At 42.3% G+C, this 18477-nt stretch carries 13 protein-coding genes; 6 read left to right on the plus strand and 7 right to left on the minus strand.

Annotation, left to right across the window (positions count from 1 at the left end; genetic code table 11):
- Positions 1-126 precede the first annotated feature (126 nt).
- The 5 genes from ACEYJ7_RS11115 (at position 127) to pbpC (ending at position 12502) form a co-directional block, all read left to right on the plus strand.
- The gene (locus ACEYJ7_RS11115) at positions 127-1245 is read left to right on the plus strand and encodes a Fic family protein (protein WP_373779165.1); all 1119 of its coding nucleotides are present in this window, start codon (positions 127-129) and stop codon (positions 1243-1245) included.
- A 33-nt stretch (positions 1246-1278) separates the two neighbouring features.
- A complete protein-coding gene (grxB, locus tag ACEYJ7_RS11120; protein WP_373779166.1) occupies positions 1279-1920 on the plus strand; it encodes a glutaredoxin 2 in 642 nt (213 codons plus the stop codon).
- A 132-nt stretch (positions 1921-2052) separates the two neighbouring features.
- Complete coding sequence (rlmKL, locus tag ACEYJ7_RS11125) at positions 2053-4230, plus strand: bifunctional 23S rRNA (guanine(2069)-N(7))-methyltransferase RlmK/23S rRNA (guanine(2445)-N(2))-methyltransferase RlmL (protein ID WP_373779167.1); 2178 nt, start codon at positions 2053-2055, stop codon at positions 4228-4230.
- Between the two features lie 124 nt (positions 4231-4354).
- On the plus strand, positions 4355-10069 hold the full coding sequence (locus ACEYJ7_RS11130) for an alpha-2-macroglobulin (RefSeq protein ID WP_373779168.1): 5715 nt from the start codon (positions 4355-4357) through the stop codon (positions 10067-10069).
- Positions 10070-10153: 84 nt separating this feature from the next.
- A complete protein-coding gene (pbpC, locus tag ACEYJ7_RS11135; protein ID WP_373779169.1) occupies positions 10154-12502 on the plus strand; it encodes a penicillin-binding protein 1C in 2349 nt (782 codons plus the stop codon).
- 249 nt (positions 12503-12751) lie between these two features.
- Here pbpC and ACEYJ7_RS11140 read toward each other — a convergent pair whose 3' ends face one another.
- From ACEYJ7_RS11140 to ACEYJ7_RS11150, 3 genes are all read right to left on the minus strand, one after another.
- The gene (locus ACEYJ7_RS11140) at positions 12752-13279 is read right to left on the minus strand and encodes a DedA family protein (RefSeq protein WP_373779170.1); all 528 of its coding nucleotides are present in this window, start codon (positions 13277-13279) and stop codon (positions 12752-12754) included.
- Positions 13276-14034 carry a glycosyltransferase family 2 protein gene (locus ACEYJ7_RS11145; protein WP_373779171.1) on the minus strand — a complete coding sequence of 253 codons (759 nt, stop codon included), beginning with the start codon at positions 14032-14034 and terminating at the stop codon, positions 13276-13278. Before ACEYJ7_RS11145 ends, ACEYJ7_RS11140 begins: the two co-directional genes overlap by 4 nt.
- Before the next feature lie 203 nt (positions 14035-14237).
- Positions 14238-14696, minus strand: coding sequence for an Lrp/AsnC family transcriptional regulator (locus ACEYJ7_RS11150; protein WP_373779172.1), 459 nt, complete (start codon positions 14694-14696; stop codon positions 14238-14240).
- Between the two features lie 103 nt (positions 14697-14799).
- Between ACEYJ7_RS11150 and ACEYJ7_RS11155 the strand changes: the two genes are divergently transcribed.
- Positions 14800-15405, plus strand: a complete 606-nt coding sequence (locus tag ACEYJ7_RS11155) for a LysE family translocator (RefSeq protein WP_373779173.1) — start codon at positions 14800-14802, stop codon at positions 15403-15405.
- Between the two features lie 149 nt (positions 15406-15554).
- Here ACEYJ7_RS11155 and ACEYJ7_RS11160 read toward each other — a convergent pair whose 3' ends face one another.
- The 4 genes from ACEYJ7_RS11160 to ACEYJ7_RS11175 form a co-directional block, all read right to left on the minus strand.
- Positions 15555-16502, minus strand: coding sequence for a DUF1848 domain-containing protein (locus ACEYJ7_RS11160; RefSeq protein WP_373779174.1), 948 nt, complete (start codon positions 16500-16502; stop codon positions 15555-15557).
- 167 nt (positions 16503-16669) lie between these two features.
- Positions 16670-17302, minus strand: a complete 633-nt coding sequence (locus ACEYJ7_RS11165) for a nitroreductase family protein (protein WP_373779175.1) — start codon at positions 17300-17302, stop codon at positions 16670-16672.
- A 36-nt stretch (positions 17303-17338) separates the two neighbouring features.
- The gene (locus tag ACEYJ7_RS11170; protein WP_373779176.1) at positions 17339-17815 is read right to left on the minus strand and encodes an SgcJ/EcaC family oxidoreductase; all 477 of its coding nucleotides are present in this window, start codon (positions 17813-17815) and stop codon (positions 17339-17341) included.
- A 46-nt stretch (positions 17816-17861) separates the two neighbouring features.
- Positions 17862-18434: an NADPH-dependent F420 reductase gene (locus ACEYJ7_RS11175; protein WP_373779177.1), complete on the minus strand. Its 573-nt coding sequence runs from the start codon at positions 18432-18434 to the stop codon at positions 17862-17864.
- Positions 18435-18477: the final 43 nt, after the last annotated feature.

Genomic DNA, 18477 nt, shown 5'->3' on the forward strand with positions numbered 1-18477 from the left:
GGGATTTCCGCTTCCCTTGCGGAAACGATTTTTGATACCTTACATCATGGTTAAATTGCACCCATCAGGCGAATAATGCTATTATTCGCCTTAATTTTTAAGGCAAATAAGCAAGGTAATCGCCTGATGAATCACTTAAACTACACTTACATTTGGCAGCAGCCTGATTGGACGAACTGGCGGTTTGATCTTCACACACTTTCCCCTTTACTGACAGAAGCTCATTATCAACAAGGATTATTACTTGGCAGAATGTTAGATCTAGGTATGTTAGAGCGTGAGCAAACCAATCTGCAATTTTTAACTGAAAGTATTGTAAAAAGCAGTGAAATAGAAGGCGAAATACTTAATGTACAATCAGTTCGTTCATCTTTGGCAAAACGTTTAGGTATAGAGAGCGGAGCTTTACCCCCAGCAGATCGCCATGTGGAAGGTGTCGTAGAAATGTTACTTGATGCCGTCACTTCCTATCAGGATCCATTAAATAAAACTCGTCTATTTGGTTGGCATGCGGCACTTTTCCCAACAGGTTACAGCGGTATCAGAAAAATTTGCGTAGGGCAATTTAGAGATGATGGTGAGGGAGTGATGCAAGTCGTATCCGGAAGCTATGGAAAGGAAAAAGTTCATTTTCAAGCCCCCCCAGCCGAATGTTTAGAAACGGAAATAACCCGTTTCCTAAACTGGATTAACCAAGAACAACCTCTCGATCCTTTCTTAAAAGCAGCGATTGCACATCTTTGGTTTTTAACGCTACATCCTTTTGAAGATGGTAATGGACGCATTGCAAGAGTCATTGCAGATATGCAATTAGCAAAAGCCGATAGTAGCCGCCAACGTTTTTATAGTTTATCCGCACAGATTCAACAGCATCGTTCATCCTATTATGAAATGTTAGAAGATACGCAAAAAGGGCTCTGTGATCTGACCGCTTGGCTGAGTTGGTTTTTACAAATGATCATCGAGGCGATAAAATCTTCCCATAAAACCTTAGATAAAGTTCTGGTAAAAAATCGTTATTGGCAAGCATGGCGAACCATTGAGCTCAATGAGCGACAACGTAAGGTACTGAACAGATTATTAGATCATTTTGAAGGCCATCTTACTAATCAAAAATGGGCAAGTTTAACCAAAGTCTCTAGAGATACCGCCCTTCGAGATATTAACGATTTGGTTGACAAAGGCATTTTGCAGAGAACGGAAAAAGGTGGTCGCAGTGTTGCTTATGTTTTATCGGCACTGTAATGTATGCAAAGTAGTAGAAAAAAAGGAGCTCCTATGAAACTTTATATTTACGATCATTGCCCGTTTTGCGTCCGTGCAAGAATGATTTTCGGCTTGAAAAAGCTAGATGTCGAATTTATCACCCTATTGAATGACGATGAACCGACCCCTATTGGCTTAGTCGGAAAAAAAGTCGTACCAATTTTAGTGAAGGAAGATGGTTCTGCAATGCCTGAAAGTTTGGATATTGTGAAATACGTGGATGAAAACTACGGTGAGAAATTGCTTGCAGATGACATTCGTCCTGAAATCAATGAGTGGATTAAACAAGTCGGCAGTTACTATAATCATCTATTATTGCCACGTTTTGTACAGTTGGGGTTAGATGAGTACAAAACCCAAAGTGCGATTGACTATTTTGTGGCGAAGAAAACCGAATTTATCGGTGATTTCGCTGAAAATCTCGCTCGTTCAGCAGAATATATTGCAAAATTAACGCAAGATCTGACCGCTTTGGAAAACCTTGTCGTTTCATCTGAAGCCGTAAACGGCAAACTCTCTTTAGAAGATATTGTACTATTCCCAATGCTACGCAATTTGACTTGTGTGAAAGGATTAACCTTCCCGCCGAAGGTGAAAAACTATGTGGAAAAAATGGCTGAGTTGAGCCAAGTGAATTTATACAGTCCAGTATAGTCCAATAGACAGGATAGCCAGCGGTTATCCTGTTTTCTTTTTATGTAACTTTTGCAAATTTCTGCTGAAATCTCACCGCTTGTAGCATTCTTCCGCTATAATTCTGCCAATTTTTTCCAGTACAACAACACAATGACACAAACAACTTATTTCGCCACCGCGGCACGTGGCTTTGAAGAAATGTTAAAAACCGAACTTGAGCAGATTACGCATGCACAATGCAAAGTGGCTCAAGGCGGTGTGCATTTCACCACTGATTTAAAAGGGGCGTATCAAGCGTTATTACACAGTCGCTTGGCTTCCCGTATTTTATTGCCCTTAATCAATACGAAAATTTTCAGCGACAGCGATTTATATGCCTCTGTGGTTGCTTACGACTGGCAGAGCATTTTCGATCCAAGAGATACCTTTTTCGTGGATTTTAACGGCACAAACCGTGAAATTCGCAACACGCAATTCGGTGCAATGCGAGTGAAAGACGGCATTGTCGATTATTTTGAACGTAAAGGTTTTGCTCGCCCGACTGTGGATAAAATCCGCCCGGATATTCGTTTACACGCCTATTTAAACCGTGAAGAGCTGATTATTTCTCTGGATTTAAGCGGTGAAGCCTTGCATATGCGTGGTTATCGTGAAGAAACGGGGAAAGCACCGTTACGTGAAACCTTGGCGGCAGCGATTGTGTTGCGTTCAGGCTGGCAAAAAGGCACGCCACTTGTCGATCCGATGTGTGGTTCGGGGACTTTGTTGATTGAAGCGGCTCAAATGCAAGCGAATATTGCCCCACAAATTAACCGTATCCATTGGGGATTTGATAGTTGGAAAGGGCATCAGATCGAACTGTGGAAAAGGGTTTGGCAGGAAGCGAAAGAAGCTGAAATCCTCCCACCTTCCGCCTTAGGTACCTTCCCCCGCGAGCAGGAGGAGGGAAGCAATGTGCTGTTCTTCGGCTTTGACCTCGATCATCGAGTGCTACAAAAAGCCAAACAGAATGCGAAAAATGCAGGGGTGGCAGATTTAATTCAATGGCAACAAGGTGATGTGTCGGCGTTGAAAAATCCGATTACCGAGCAAGTGGGGACGGTGATTTGTAATCCGCCTTATGGCGAACGATTAGGCACAACCCCAGCGTTAATTGCGTTATATTCTGTCTTTGGACAACGGTTAAAACAGCAATTTGCAGGTTGGAATGCCTCTATTTTTAGTGGTGAACCTGAATTGCTGAACTGCTTACGTCTGCGTTCGGCTCGTCAATTTAAAGCGAAGAACGGACCGCTTGAGTGTGTGCAGAAGAACTATTTGATCAGTGAAAATGCAGACAAGCGGTCAGATCTTGACGAAAATCTGCAATTTAGCCAAAACGCACAGGTTGCCCCTGATTTTGCTAATCGCTTAACCAAAAATATCAAAAAGATCGAAAAATGGGCGAAACAGCAAGGGCTTGATGCCTATCGTTTATACGATGCGGATCTGCCTGAGTATAATTTGGCAGTGGATAGATACGGCGATCATATCGTGGTACAAGAGTATGCCGCACCAAAAAATATTGATGAGAATAAAGCTCGCCAACGCCTGCTTGATGCGGTATCTGCGACTTTGTATGCCACTGGTGTTGAAACGAATAAATTAGTTTTAAAAGTTCGCCAACGTCAAAAGGGGACTAATCAATACGAGAAACTGGCGAATAAAGGCGACTATTTCTTCGTGAATGAATACGGGGCGAAGCTGTGGGTAAACTTGACGGATTACCTTGATACAGGCTTGTTCCTTGACCACCGCTTAACGCGTAAGATGGTCGGCGAAATGGCGAAAGGAAAAACGTTCTTAAATCTGTTTGCCTACACAGGTTCAGCGACGGTTCACGCAGCGTTAAACGGGGCAAAATCGACCATCACCGTGGATATGTCAAACACTTATCTCAACTGGGCGGAACAAAATCTTGAGCTAAACAATATTTCACTACGAAATCACCGCTTGCATCAGGCAGATTGCTTGCAGTGGTTAGCGGATTGTCGTGAGCGTTTTGAACTGATTTTCGTCGATCCGCCGACCTTTTCTAATTCAAAACGAATGGAAAACAGTTGGGACGTACAACGTGATCATATTGCTTTGATGAAACAGTTGAAACGCATTTTAACGGCAAACGGTACGATTGTGTTCTCGAACAATAAACGTGGCTTTAAAATGGATTTTGACGGCTTGGCTGAATTAGGATTAACGGCGGAAAACATTTCGCACAAAACATTGCCGTTGGATTTTGAGCGTAATCCGCATATTCACAATTGTTGGATGATTAAACATTCTGAGTAGTCAACGGCTCTCCTGTTCAAGGAGGACATTTTTTTATTTATTGACCGTATCAAAAACAATAAACAAGCGGTATGATTGCCGCAAAAATTTGCAAATCACTCTAACTTTAATCGTTGAGGTTATTATGATGAAAAAAGCCTATCTTCCTTTAATTTCGATTTTGGGTATTGGCGCTATTGCCGGAGGCAGTTATTGGTATCAAAGCCATAAAGAAGACGATCCGAATGCAGTAACAATGACGCTTAATGCTATCGAACCAACAAATTATTCTGAAAATCCTAAGGTCGTCTATCCAATGACAATCGAATTCAGTGATGCTGCAGCACGTATCGATTTACTGAAAGCCGAATTGAAGCAAGGGGCGAGTATTACGCCTGAAATTAAAGGGCGTTGGGAGTGGAAGAGTGATCGTAGCTTAACCTTTACGCCGGCAGATGATTGGCCGACCGGAAAAACGTATAGTGTTAAATTAGATCAAAGCATTTTGAATGATAAGCTGGATTATGCAAAAGCGGTGACCTTAGCTCAACAAATTGTCAGCCCGGCATTTAATGCTAATATTCAGCAACAAAGTTTTTATCAAGATCCGGTACAAGCTCATATTCGTCAATCTATCGTAGAATTAAGCTTTTCTCATCCGGTTGATAAAGAAAAGCTGGAAAAAGCGATTGCGGTTAATTTAGTCCGTAAAAATAAGGACAATACTACAGAAACTATTTCTCCTTTGAATTTTAAGGTTCGTTATTCAGATAATGGCTTATCCGCTTGGGTGAATTCCGATAGCGTCGGATTGGCGGGCAGCAATAACCAGTACATTCAAACGACTATTCAACCAAGTGTAACAGGTTATCTCGGTGAAAATACGCTTACGGAGCCATTGAAGGCGGAAGTGGCGGTGCCGACTAAATTCAGTTTACGAATGAATCAAAATATTAACTATGTTAATAATCAGCAAAACGAGTTGGATCAATTACTACGTTTATCGTTTAACTATCCGATTAAAGGCTCGGAGCTTGAAAAGCATCTTCAACTTTTCTTATTGCCGAAACAAGAAGATGGTTGGTCTGCATCGAAAGTGAGACAAGAGCATTTAACGGAAGCGAATAGAATTAAATATCAATGGGTCCCGACTGAAAACACTTATGCGCAAGAACAGAATTTTCAGGTAAATATTCCGGAGCAACGCTGTGCTTATATGGTGTTGGATAATGAAATGGTTGCTCAAGGCGGCTATCAAATGGAATATCCGATCGGCTCTTTGGTGTGTGCGGGTGAATATCCGAAATACGTGAGTTTTGTTGGTGAAGGTTCTTTATTGGCATTAAGCGGTGAGCGTAAATTGACGGTCCTTTCCCGTAATTTGGATCGTATCCGGGTGGATATCGGCCGTGTACAAGGTGATCAACTTCGTCACATTGCAAATTTAAATCGCGATAGTTTCCAAAAACCGAATTTAGGGAATTTGCGCTTTGACGATATCGCTAATTTCGATACTCAAGTCTTTGATGTCTTTAACAGTGATCCGCGTAGAAATCATTATCAAAGCATTGCTCTCGACAAGCTTGCAACGGATAAGGGTATTTTCTGGTTGAAAGTATCGGAGCAGAAGGATGAAGGACAGTCATCGCATAAAGATACATCGCAAGAGTACGATTGGCGCAATGATGAATTAAATCAATACAGCGACTATCGCCTTATCGTTTTAACGGACCTTGGGATTATTGCCAAGAAAGCCGCTGATGGCTCCCAAGCGGTATTTGTCCAATCTATAGCAAGCGGTCAACCGGTTGCTTATGCTAAAGTACAGGTCATCAGCCGTAACGGTTCGGTTATCGAACAGCGTTATACCGATACGACAGGTTTGGTGTTATTCCCGAATTTGGATCAATATCAACAAGAATTAATGCCGGTGATGTATCTCGTGGAATCGGAGGCGGATCAATCGTTCTTACCGTTAAGCGGTGAACGTACATTAGATTATTCTCGCTTTGAGATTGATGGTTACAGTACAGAAAGTGATAGTGCAGCATTAAAAGCCTATATGTTTAATGACCGAGGTATTTATCGACCGAATGAACCGGTACATATCGGTATGATCGTTAAAGCGGTGGATTGGAGCCATAACGTCAGCCGTATTCCGCTACACGCAGAGATTTATTCGCCAAGCGGGAAACGGATGTTGGAAAAAACTATTCAGCTAAACCAAAGCGGGTTGAATAGTTTGAGCTACGATTTGCCTGAAAATGCAGAAACTGGCGAATGGGAAGTACTACTGTATATCAACAAACAAGGGGAAATGATTGGCTCTAACACTTTCCAAGTGCAAGAATTCCAACCTGATACATTAAAAATTAGAACGCGCTTCAATCAACAAGGTAGTCTGGCTTGGGTTTCGCCACAAAATTTGGAAGCGAATGTGTTACTCACGAATTTATTCGGTACACCGGCTCAAGATCGTCAAGTAAACGGTATGCTTGCACTACATTCGGCATTACCAAAATTCAGCGAATACCCGGATTATCACTTCTTTGATAACCAACGCGATAAATCGCCGGTTTTATATGAGACGGAGCTGGATGAACAGCGCACCAATAATCAAGGTGAAGCAACTTTTAAATTCGATTTGAGTCAATATGCGACTAATACTGTGCAAATGCTTTATTTTACTGCCGATGGCTTTGAAGGTAATAGCGGACGCAGTGTTTCAACAGTGCAAACAGTGATGGTTTCCGCACAACCTTGGCTTGTCGGTTATACAAGTAAACAGGATTTAGCTTATTTGCAGCAAAACAGCCAAGCGCAAGCGCAGTTAATTGCGGTGAATCCGAATCTTGAAAAAATAGCGGTGGAAAATCTCAGTGCAACTGTGATGGAACGTAAATACGTTTCAGTGCTGACTCAACAAAATTCAGGCGCCTACAAATACGAAAGTAAATTGGTGGAGACCGAGAAAAGCAAACAGCCGCTTATGATTACCGCAGACGGTATCGAATTGGTATTAGATACGGCAAACAGTGGTGACTATGTGGTTGTTATCAGCGATCAAAATGATCAGGTCGTAAACCGGATCCCATATACTGTTGTAGGTAACCAAAATTTGACTACCGAAATGGATCGGAACAGTGAACTGAAACTGCGTTTGAATAAGAAAGAGTATCAAAAAGGTGAAGATATCGAAATTGCGATTCAAGCTCCTTACACCGGTAGCGGTTTGATTACAATTGAAACTGATCGGGTATACGCTCATAAATGGTTTAAAGCAGATACAAACCAATCGGTACAACGTATTACCTTACCGGAGAATTTTGAAGGTAGTGGTTATATCAATGTTCAGTTTTCACGTGATTTGAATTCAAACGATATTTTCACCAGCCCGCTAAGCTATGCTGTCGTACCGTTTAGTGTGAATGTGGGGAACCACAGTTTAGCGATGGAACTCGTTGCACCGAAACAAGTGAAATCAGGCGAAACGGTCGAATTCAAACTCTCTGCCAATAAGCCAAGTAAAGCTATTATTTATGCGGTGAATGAAGGGATCCTGCAAGTTGCACGCTATAAACAGACCGAGCCGCTTGCGTTCTTCTTCCCGAAACGGGCATTAGAAGTGAATACTTTACAGATCTTAGATTTAATTCTGCCGGAGTTTAGCCGGATTATGCAGTACGCTCAAACAGGCGGTGATTCCGATATGATGGAAATGTTTGCCACCGCAATGGTAGCGAAAAGCCACAATCCTTTCCAACGCAGAGTGGAGAAACCGGTAGCCTATTGGTCGGATATTGTGGATGTTAACGGTGAAACGACCGTCAGTTACCGAATTCCGGAACACTTTAACGGTAATTTGAAAGTCATGGCGATTGCGGTCAGTAATGACAGTGATAATGTAGGTATTTCTCAAGCAGATACGCTTGTCCGTAATGATTTGATTTTATCTCCGGCAGTACCATTAACATTAACACCGTCAGATCAGAGTCAGGTTAGCGTTAATGTGTCGAATAACACTAAATTGAATCAGCAAATTAAAGTGGTACTTACTACAGACCCACAATTAGTGGTTGTAGGTGATACGGAAAAAACAGTAGAAATCGCAGCAATGAGCGAACAATTGGTCACGTTTGAGGTGAAAGCAACCGAATTACTCGGTGCGGCAAATGTCCGTTTTAGCGCAACTTATCAAGACAGTCACCAACAAATCGCAACGGCAGAGCGTAATATGAGTTTGTCCGTACGTCCATTGATGGAGAAACAGCACTTTACATACATCGGTAAGGTCAGCGCAGGACAATCAACTACTCATACGCCGAGTGCAGCGCTTTATCCTCAGGAACGTTATCAAGGAGCATTGTTCTCACCTGTACCATTGGCTTTGGCACAAGGTGTTTCGGCGTATCTAAGCGATTATGACAACTACTGTACCGAACAAATTATCAGTGCCGCCATGCCGACATTATTGTTTGCAGATAAGCCGGCGTATAAGCCGTTACTGAATATGCTATCTTCTACGAGTAAAGAGAATTTGGCGCAATCCAGCGATAAGGAAATTAATAATGCGCTTAACAAGGTCTTTAGCCTATTACCGAACCGTCAATTCCCGGATGGTAGCTTTGGTATGTGGAATAATACCGAGGATAGCGATATTTTCTTAACCGCTTATGTCGCACACTTCTTAATTGAAGCACAAGAGCATAATGTCAGCGTGCCGAGAGCTTGGTTGAGCGGAAGCGGTTTATTTAATGGTACTTTGTATGCGTTAGAACAACAAAGTATGCCACAAGAGGGAGATAGCCTTGCCACATTACGTCAACGTGCCTATTCGGCATATCTATTGGCACGTTTAGGTCAAGTGCCGTCGAATGCGTTATTGTCTATCCGCTCACAGTTAAATCAAAACTTTAAAGCGGAAGATTGGCAGAGCGATTTAGTCAGTGCGTGGTTGGCGGGAACTTATCAATTGGTTAAACAGGATCAAGAAGCCAATAATTTGATTACGCCGTTGATTGCTAAATTGAATCAAGCCCGTACCACAGAATGGCAATTTGCTGATTTTGATGACCCAATGATTCAAGACAGTGTGGCGTTATATGTGATTGCCCGTCATTTCCCGGCTAAATTAGATTCGGTATCCGAGACTGTTCTGAGCCGTATCAGTGATGATGTGAATGCACAGCGTTATAACACGTTGTCCTCCGCAATGATGTTACTGGCTTTAGATAGCTATGTACAACATAATCCGAATGCGGTAAAAGATCTCACTATTCACAACGCTGCAGGTAGCGTCATTTCAAGTGATTGTGGTGGTTTATTCGCTTGTACGGTACTAAATGATAATGGTCAGATTCGTTTTGACAATAAATCTTCAGGTACTGCGTGGTTCGCGGTAAGTCAAGCGGGTTATCCGCAAACAGCAGCGGAAAAATCGATATCGCAAGGACTGGAAATTCATCGTACTTATACAGATGACGCAGGTAAAGAAATCAGCGAAGTGAAATTGGGTGAGACAATCAATGTCACTGTTGTGATTCGTGCGCCTAAGGGTTACCAATCGGATGTCGTCATTACCGATCTATTCCCTGCCGGGTTTGAGGCGGTATGGCAAAAAAATGGGGAAGAAGAGGATGAGGTTAAATTACCGATTTGGTTACCGACTCATACTGATTTACGTGAAGACCGCTTACTTAATTACGGCGGAGTCGGATCGGACAGCTCAGCACTTACCTATAAACTCAAAGCGGTTAGTGTCGGGGAATACCGTATCCCGGCTGTTTACGCAGAGAGTATGTACAACCGAGCAATCAAAGCACAATTTGTTCCGCAAGGTGTGATTAAGGTTGTTCAGTAGCCTTATCAAGTGACCGCTGACAAGCGGTCACTTTTCTTCGATAATTTGCAAAATATGCGAATCAATAGATCCTGATTTAAAACTATGCCGATATGGTTTAAAAAAATTTCCCGTTGGACGGGTTATATTTTGCTGTTCTGCCTTTGTCTTGCACTGGTGGTGCGTTTTCTGCCTCATCCGCCGTTAAAAGCGCGTTTCACTTATTCCACTGCGATTTATGATGACCAAAACCAGCTGATTCGTTTAACCACGGCAGAAGATGAACGCTATCGTTTATGGACGCCGTTAAATCAAATTTCGCCCGAATTGATTGACGCAGTGTTGTTGCAGGAAGATCAGTGGTTTTACTGGCATTGGGGTGTAAATCCTTACGGGTTGGTGCGTGGTGCTGTCCAAACTTATCTTTTAGGCAATTCCCCGCAGGGTGGCTCAACGTTAACCATGCAGTTGGCACGAATATTATGGCAGATTGACAGCCGTTCTATTGGCGGTAAATTAGAGCAAATTTTGCGTGCGGTGCAGCTTGAAATGCAATATTCCAAAGAAGACATTTTGGAAGCCTATTTTAATTTTGCGCCTTATGGACGCAATATTGAAGGGGCTGGCACAGCAAGCTTAATCTATTTTAATAAAGCGAACCGTCAACTGAATTTAGCGGAGGCGATGACCTTGGCGATTCTACCGAAAAACCCGTCGGCGTATATCCGCCAAAACAATCAACAACTCAATCCTGCTCTGTGGCAGGCTCGAAACCAACTTTATCAACGTTGGTTAACCGCACATCCTGAAGATAAGCAATGGCAGAGCGATTTCCAACTCAGCTATCCGTTGCGTCCGTTAGAAAAGCTGCCTTTTATTGCTCCGCATTTTACCGATCAAATGTTGTCACAATATCCTGAAAAAGGAGAGATTAAAACCACCTTAAACAGTCAAATGCAACGTTTGGTCGAACGGGCGACACAACGGTATTTGGCTCAGCTGGGACAAAAAGGTATTGAAAATGCTGCAGTGCTGTTAGTCAATCATCGCACCATGGAAGTTAAGGCTTTAGTCGGTTCCGGTAACTATTTAAACCGCACAATTTCAGGGCAGATTAACGGCACTGCGGTCAAACGTTCCTATGGTTCAACCTTAAAGCCTTTTATTTATGCTTTGGCTTTTGAGCAGGGTTTGGCGCATTCTAAAACCGTATTAAAAGATCTTCCGACGACGTTTAACGATTACAGTCCGGAAAATTATGAAGGCAACTTTTTAGGTCCGATTCCACTTGAGCAGGCATTAATTCAAAGCCGTAATATTCCGGCCATTGAAATGGCAAGCAAATTGAGATCGCCCGATCTCTACGATTTATTACAACAGGCACAAATGTATTTACCAAAATCCAAGGCTTATTACGGCTTATCATTGGTGTTGGGAGGCGCTGAATTGAGCGTTCAGCAGCTTTCGACCTTATATGCAATGCTTGCTAATCAGGGGGGGTGGCAACCGTTAAAGTGGTTGCAAAATAGTCCGACAATTTTCACCAAGCAACTATTAAGCCGTGAAAGTGCGGTAATGATCAGCAACATTCTTGCAAAAACACCACGTACCGATGTGTATAATAAATCGTTAATTACCCGCTTGCCGCTTTATTGGAAAACCGGTACTTCAAACGGTTTACGCGATGCTTGGACAGTGGGTTATTTCGGTGATTTCACTTTAGTAGTTTGGTTTGGGAATTTTAATAACAAAAGCAATCCGCATTTTATTGGGCGATCGCTTGCTACACCGCTATTTTTACAGATTGCCGATAACGTGATTGCCCAAAACCCCAAAATGGCGGATATATTGCGCGATGCGGATTTAAACCTAAAAAGCATTGAAGTGTGTGCCGCTGATGGTAATCTGCCAAATGTATATTGTCAGCAACGAGTGAAAACCGATTTTATTCCCGGTAAATCCCCGATTAAAATCAGTCATATTTATCAAGCTTTTCAAGTGGAGAAGGAGAGTGATTTACTTGCTTGTCCACCTTATAATTCACAATTAAGCGAGCAAAAAATCTATGAGATCTGGAGTAGTGATTTTGAGAAAATTTTTGCGCAGGCAGGCATTATCAAACGTAAGCCGATAGTCAATCCCCAGTGTCCTTATCTACAGCAAAATCAATCACTACAGTTATTGGCAGACCAACAGCTAAAAATTACCTCACCTCAGGGGCATCGAGAATATATTTTAGCCCGTAATAACAGCGATAAAATCCCGCTTACGGCGACGACCACCAGTGATGTCAATACGCTTTATTGGTTTGTCAACAATAGCTATTTAGGCGCCTCAAGTCCGCTGCAACCGTTATTGTGGGAGCCTAAAACAAGCGGACAATATCAGCTTTCCGTCACCGATGAAAAGGGGCGGAGCGGTAGTATGATCGTGTTGATCAAGGTGAGAAATTAAATTTTCATCAGCAGGCGTTTAAATTGAGAATGGTCTGTAAAACTTTTCAAAAATCATCGGTTTTATTTCAGATTGTTATACGAAAATAATCTACCGATTCACCATAGCGCATGAAAATCAGCGATTTTTAGGGAAACAAGCGGTGAGATTTCGGCAATTTTTTGCAAAACCTTCGCCGATGTAGAATCAAAGTCCATACTTGCACCATCAAGGGATAACAGCCGGAGTAGTTCGAGCGATTTTTTGTGATTATCCAAAAATCATCGTCCAATAATCGCTTCCTTTTGCCAAGGCGTAGCCGATCACAAAAAATTGTGCGGTACCGATGATAATTCCCCATAGGCTTGCAAAAAAGACGGTATTAAACGGCAATCGCATAGAGCCTGCCAGCAGAGGCATAAATTTGGAGAGCGGACCGGTAATACGGGCGATAAAAATCGCCATTCCGCCACGTTTGAGCATTAAGCGGTAGGCTCGGCGGTAGTGCAAACGACGTTTGGCTTTGGGACGAATATATTTGGCGACGATCTGTTTGCCGTAGCGTTTGCCGACTAAATAGCTCAATACATCGCCTAATAATGCCGCTGCCCAAATTAGTGGCACAATCCACCACTGCGAAGATTGGGCGACAAGATAGCCGCCTGCGACAAAGAAAAATTCACCCAATACAAATAAACTCATGCCGATAAAGGCATCGGCAAATGCTCCTAAGCATAAAATTGCAGGTAGCCATGGAGAACTAAACCATGCCACCAACCAATCCGGAAGTCCGCTCATTTGGCTTTATCGTAGTGATCAAAAGGATAGTGGATTTCGTTATTGCGCAATTCGCCACGCCACATTCTCAATACATTGGCTTTTAAATAGGTATAACCCATTTTGAAAATACCGTCTTGATTTAAACGGCGAGTGTTGAACTCAAAAAAGACAGGCAGCATACGGAATTTCACTGTTTTTGACGCACGGTTCACATAGTCGCAATCTTCACATAGACTGATCTGTGTATCAAAGCCGCCTAACATTTGGTGAATAAATTTGGTTGAAAAAATACAAGCACCCGTACAAGTCGGGAAGGTATATTGTGTTGCCACCATACCCCAATCAAATAAACGCACGCCCACTCGGTTTAGTCGAGAAGGTTCGGTACAATTCATTCTGCCTGCCCCGATCAATAAACGCTTTTTAATCAACGCTTTCAAGGCATTGCCGAGAAAATCAGGGGTGATACGCACATCCGCATCAAAAAAGACAATACGCTCATATTTCGCATTTTCCGCCCCGGTGTTACGCCCAAGGCTGTGTCCGCGATCGGACATCACCACTGTGCGTAAATCCAATCTATCTTGATAAGATTGGGCAATCTCAACGGTGTTGTCATCACTATTACTATCAACCACCAATACTTCAAAATTCTTGTATTGTTGAGCGACAAGATCATCAAGAATATTGCCGATATTTTTTGCTTCGTTTAGCGTAATAATGACCACACTCAGCGGGCAGTTTTCTGAAAACAGCGTAGTTTGATCTGTCATTGGCTTTCCTCGGTTATTTAAGTTTGGAAATACGTATAATAATAGATAAATCTTAAAAAAACCTTAAGGTAAGTAAAATTTTGTCGATCTGTACCACTTATACTAGAGTAATACCTAGGCAGTTTTTGTGAAAATTTGCAAATTTCAGCGACAAATTAACCGCTTGTTTGGCATAAGTGAGGGCACTTGCGCCATCGAGGGTTTTATATTTTCAATGGTAGCCCCCTTTTGGGAACAATCTCTTTCATTACTAACGTAGAATTTAATCGTTGTATGTTAGGTAGCCTAGTCAGACATCTGTCGTAAAATAGCTGAAAGTCCTCGATTGAAGGGGTAACAATGTGCAAAATATAGTCAATATCACCAAATAACCGTTGAGCTTGGACAATTTCAGGTAAGTCTTGCAGGGCGTGTTCAAATTTTTCGACATCTTCCATTACCACATTTTTCAATGTAGCAAAAACAATCGCTGAAAAATTTAACCCGACTTGCTTAGGCTCGATGGCAATTTGATAACCCGTAATGATGCGGCTTTGCTCTAATTGTTTTACTCGTCGCTGGCAAGGGGAAAGACTAATCCCTACTTTATCAGCTAGTTCTGTAAGAGATATTCGCCCATTTTTTTGCATTTCAGCAAGAATCTTTCTATCTATCTTATCCATGTGATAAATTATTCTAAAAATAATCAATATATTAGCAAATTTTGAGAATTCTTTCTAGGGCGAAATTGCTACAATAATGGCGATTAAAAAAGAGGAAGTAAACATGCCTGAAACCATGTTATGGGGATTTTGGATGCTATCAATGTCGCTCACGTTAGTACCGGGAGCTGATTGGGCGTATGTGATGACCGCAGGAATGAAAAATAAAGTGTTCACAGCATTATTTGGAATGTTACTGGGATATTTATTTGTGATATTTGCCGTAATGGCAGGTGTAGGGGCATTGGTTATCGCTTTTCCGCTATTGTTACAACTTTTAACGGTTGTCGGTGCCGCTTATCTCTTATGGCTTGGGTTACAGGTGCTACGCTTTCCGCCTACGGTTGGCGAAAATAATAAAACACAAAATCAGGCAAATCGGTGGATTTTAAAAGGGATTGCGGTAAGCGGTTTAAATCCTAAAGTGTTACTGATGTTTTTAGCGCTTATCCCACAGTTTTTAACCGCACAATCGGATTTTTCAATGTCTGTTCAAACTTTATTTCTTGGTTTAATTCACATGGCAAATTGTGCATTGATTTATCCTTTGGTTGGACTGGGCGTTGGGATCAGTTTACGTTACCGACCTGGTTTAGCACGTTGGATTAGCCGATTTTCAGGCATTGCAATGATTATGATTGCCTTACTGCTTTTAGTTGAACAATTTTAGAGTGATGGCAAGAGAGGGCGTTGCACTAGATAGCGCCAACGTCCGTGCTAGTGCTTTATTCAATCCGAAATTTGCAAATTTTAGCGACAAACCGACCGCTTGTTTTGGCATAAGTGAGGAAACTTGCGCCATCAGGGATCCGTCTTTATTTATAAAGCGAACAGCTCGATCATATCCATTTGTTTATGTAACAAAAAGCTTTTTTGATGGCTTTGCGTAACCACATCTTTATCGGTCAAATGCCCGAGCAATAAGGGCGAATTGGGATTGTGCCATTTGTACATTTCACGCGCTTTATCAGAGCTTTGGTTGGCGTAACAGTATTTACAGCCTGTCGGGCAGCTGTCATACGCGCCAATATCACGCGTTTCAATGCAACCGCAATGCTGGCGAGAGCCGTTGTGTTTGAGATGTTTGAAATCCACGCTATTGGCTTGCCCCAGCACATCAAGCGTCATACAGCCTGAAGCGTGAATACCGTAAGCGGAAAAATCGCCGGCGGTGGCACAAGTTTGCAAATACAGGCCGTAGCGTTGTGCCGTTTCGCCAAAACCTTGGGTGAGCCTTTGTTTGTCGTCTTCGGTCAGCAAAATAATTTCGGGCATGTTGACGGTTAATTTTTTGTACATTTCCACAAAGCTGAAAATACAACGATCTACATACGGCGTAATGGCTTGTGCCATTTGCTCAAAGGCTTGCAAATGGTAGTCCACCGTGTATTTTGTCGTGAGTAACACAGGGTCATATCGCCACGCAATACGCTGTTTGCCCACTTGGACGGAAAGCTGTCGTAAGGTTTCTATGCTTTTGGCAATCATCGGCGCAGAAGGCTCAACATCTTTTTCATAAGCGGTAATGGTGTAGTGAAAATAGGTGTTGAAACGGCGGGTAATTTGGTGCAGATTTTTTAAAATCGGACGATAATTTTTTGAGCAAAATACCACGCAATCCACTTTGTCGGGCGTGAGTTCGTAGCGTGAAACTTTGTTGGGAAACATCGGGTTCCGTACTAAAACATAGCCTTCTTCAAACCGTTTGAGTAGCCAGTCTGAATAATAATGCACCGTATCGGTGCGACCGCCTGTGTTGATAATCATTTTTCCACCTTATCTCTCATTGATTTACCTATTTTACGCCAGTCAATCCGCCATATGATATAAACAAGCGGTCGAATTTTGGGATAATTTTGCAATCGCCCTTCCACCGTGATAATGAGTAAAAAATGCCGTTTGAACATTTACACTACATAGTAAGTAAAAACAGTTTATTTTTTCGGACTTTCGTTCCGGCTGATCACCGTTTCCGCAGGATAACGATAGCTTGGATAAGGTACTTGCGTTTGTTTACCCACCGCAATCAGTAACACATCTTCGTAATTATCCGAAATAGCAAAGGCTTCACGAACGGCATCGCGTGCATAGCCAATCATTGGGCTGGTGTTCCAGCCTTTTTCTTGTGCCACCAACATGAAACTCATTGCAAATAAGCCCACGTCTAACGCTAAAAACTTCTCGGTTTGCACGTCATTTTGTGCGTCGTAAAAACCTGTGGTTATTCCAATCATCTGATCTTTTAATTTCGCTGGTAAAAAGCCTTGCTCAACCATCGTATTATTGAGATTTTCAACGGCTGCTGGTTGATAGGCTTGGCGATCTGCCAAGACAATTAACACCGCTGACGCATCTAACACTTGTTGTTGATTAAATGCCAAAGGAAACAGTTTTTCTTTTTGGGCTTTTTCTGTCAAAGCAACCACTTTCCAAGGTTGTGAATTAAAACCACTTGGTGCACGGCTGGCAGCTTGAACCAGCTCGCTTAATTCCGCTTGGCTAATCGTGACATTCGGGTCTAAATGACGTGTGGCGTGGCGTTCGTTTAATAAAGTAATCATGCTCATTTTGGTTCCTTATAACTGGTTGTATTTGCTAAATCATTATTCAGTTTTGTTAAACATATAACGAGCCATTTTCCATTTGCTGTCCACTTTATCTAAAACGAAAAGCTCACGGTTTACTTCTGGCGCCTTGGCATTATTGGCTTTCATGGTGGCAGTGCCGTTTGACGTTGAGCGAACAATTGCTACGTTGTCATTCACCGTGATTTCTTTAATGTCAAACTGCAAATCCAAACCGACGGTGCTAAAGATATGCTGATAGGTTGCGGTAATCGCATCCTTGCCTTGAGCGGTTGGGGCGTTGGACGGCATTAACACGCCATCATTGCGGTAAAGAGCTACCACATTTTGCGGATTCGCTGATCTCAAAGCTGCCGCATAATTGTTGATCAATTGACGAATGGCGGTTTCATCTTGCTTTTCAGCGTTAATGGCAACAGGTGTAGTCGGTTGTGCTTGTGCAATAGGAGCAATAAAAATCATGGTTGCTAAAAGTGCGGTTAAAAGTTTGTTCATTTTTTAGCCCTTCTCTTGAAAATGGGTTAAATATAGTTATGTGATGTTATTCAAACAGTACAAAGCCACCTGTCCAGCCGATTTGTTCACGTACGGCAAGGGTGATTTGTAAGAAACCCAAGGATTCTAATTCTCTAGCTCGTTTGAGCGAGCCGGCATCTTTCACGATTAAATCACTGCCTTTAAGGGCATCTGCCACTTTGGTTTTCGCTTGTTCGCAATCGCCTGCTAATAATACCGTCGTGTCGGCTTTGTCTGCTACTTTACCTAAGCCGATATTAGCGGCGAAATTGGTGTTAAATGCTTTGATAATTGCCGATTTTGGTAGTTTTTGTGCAATAATTTCGGCGGCTGAACTGTCTGCTGGCACAAGCAAGCTATCCATTGTGCTGAAATCCACTGGATTAGTGATGTCAATCACGATTTTATCCGCCAGCTGTTTGCTGTATTTTGCGATAATCTCATCGATGGATGTATACGGCACAGCAAAAATCACGATGTCGCCTAGAGTTGCCTGTTCATCACGTCCCATGAATGAAACCTGATTACCTGCTTGGCTGAAACGTTCTGCCAATACTTTACCCATATTACCTTTACCAAAAATTGAAACGGTTACCATAATAAGCTCCTTATTAAGTTGTCGTTAAGTTGTACTGAAGTAG

The organism is Glaesserella sp. (assembly GCF_041814905.1).
Taxonomy (GTDB): Bacteria; Pseudomonadota; Gammaproteobacteria; order Enterobacterales; family Pasteurellaceae; genus Glaesserella.